This window comes from Acerihabitans sp. TG2 (genome assembly GCF_035013185.1).
Classification (GTDB): domain Bacteria; phylum Pseudomonadota; class Gammaproteobacteria; order Enterobacterales; family Enterobacteriaceae; genus Acerihabitans.
Genome location: NZ_JAYGJO010000078.1, coordinates 1 through 1,998 on the forward strand (window position 1 = coordinate 1; position 1,998 = coordinate 1,998).

Sequence of the window (1,998 nt, forward strand, 5' to 3'; positions counted from 1 at the left end):
AGCGTTGCACCTACCGCGATACGCAGTTTTTGGCCAATACTGAGATCGGCATCCTCTCCGGTGGTGACGATCAGGTTCTGGCCGGCCGACAATTGCAGGCTACCCGGGGTCACCTGGGCAATTCCGGCCGGAGCAGAGAGCAGTAGCGCCCGCTGTTGCAGGTTTTTGAGCGTATCGTTCATCAGGCTGGCCTGTTTTTCGATGTCGGCCAGCTCGGCTTTGGCCATTTCTGCCGCTGCACGCAGTCCGGCAGCGTCCTGGCGGGCCGCATCCAGTTCATCCAGCGCGGCTTGCATTTCCAGCATCGGGCCCTCGGCCAATGGCTGACCATCTGCACTGATAAAGATGCCTTTTGCCGCCCGAAAGACACCGTGCCCGTCAGTACGCAGTTCGTTACCTTCGCCGCGCAGTTCACGTTTGGCGTTGACGTTGTAACCGAGATTGAGTTGGGATTTGCCTGCGTGTTCGGTGGAAATCTTGATATGTTCTTTCTGACGTTCATCAGACAGGCGGATTTTGTTGTTGCTGGGGGTACGCAGGACATTACGCTTGGCGTTTTCAAGCGTAACGTGGTCGGGGTGTTTGGCATCGTGCAGCACATGGGCGATGAACGGTTTATCGGGATGGCCGCCATCGAACATCACTGAGATTGCCGTGCCAGACAATAAAGGCAGATGCAGACCATACGTATCCCCGGCGTAAGGGCGGGCCAGGCGCAGCCACGGGCTTTCATAACCGGTTTTCCAGGTGTCCTGATCAAAGTCAAACTTCACCCGGTAACGCCCCATGTGGTCGATATGGCTGTAGGTGTCGTTTGGCGTGATACTGGTGACCCGGGCGGGTAACGGCACGCTGATGCGCGGCCGGGCTTTCAACGCCGGGCGATAATCCACGCCTTCGCGGTAGGCCATGCCCTTGACTTCAAGCTGGTAGCTTGAGCTGCGGGTTGCACCTGCGGTAAACGCGGTGACCAGCATGCCATGGGCAAACGCACGGGGCGTCTCGCCAGTCAGGTTAAGTACCTGGCCGGGGCCGATAAAGGTCGCGTTGCTTTTCAGGCTCAGACGATGTTGCTGGTTTAACTGGCGTTCATGGCGCAGACGGGCATAGAAGTTGGCGGTTTCGGCCTCAGCGTCATTATCGGTGTTTTTGTCGCCGTCAGTCAGATAACCGTCGGTGTAGTGATAGTCGTTACCGTAGGTGGTTTTGTCATCATCAGCGGTGATATCGGCCTGCGCATCCAGTGAATTACCTGCCGTGCGGTAATTGTAGTCTTTGACGCTGACCGACTTTTCCACCACCTGATGTTGTGCCTGTAAATCCCAGACCGACTCCAGGCTGCTGTCATACATGCCCGCCGGATTGACCACCGGCACGTCAACATTAAACTGCCAACTGCGTTGCGAATCACCGAACAGCACCACTTCATGTTTGATTTCGTGGTCCATGGTAAAACTGAACCAGATCCCGACTTCACTGAGCAAACTGTCGATAAACTCAAAATCCGATTGCATGAACTGGGTGATCAACTCACGCGTCGGGTAATGGCGATGTAAACGTAAGTCGTACAGCCAGCCCGGCCAGTGGTGATGTTCCCGCAGGATTTTTTCCACCACCTCTGGCACGGATTGATTCTGATAGAGGGCAGTGCGGCGGGTTTTATCCAACAGGGCAAGACGGGGTTGAAAGACAATACGGTAGCGGGTTTCATCACGGGAAGAGGAGAGGCGGGAAAAATGGGTGACCACCCCATGCACAGTACGCTGAACTTCTGGCGGGGTGGTGTGGTGAAACGCGGTCTGTGGCAGCGTCTGCATCACCAGGGAGACATCCTTCATCAGCATCGTCGCCGGGTCAATATCCTGCTCAGGGCTGCTCAGGATAAGGGTGTAACGGTACAACGCGCTTAACCCTTCATGGCCGTCAAAGGACTCAACGTCCAGCGGCGCGTGGCTGCCTTTTACCAGCAGATGATAACGGTTCAAGGTCAGCCCGGTA

Annotated in this window: 1 protein-coding gene; it reads right to left on the reverse strand. The window is 56.1% G+C overall.

All coding sequences use genetic code 11. From position 1 onward, the window contains the following. Positions 1-1,998: type VI secretion system tip protein VgrG (locus SJI19_RS24545; RefSeq protein WP_323480852.1), on the reverse strand; the 1,998-nt coding region annotated here is incomplete at both ends.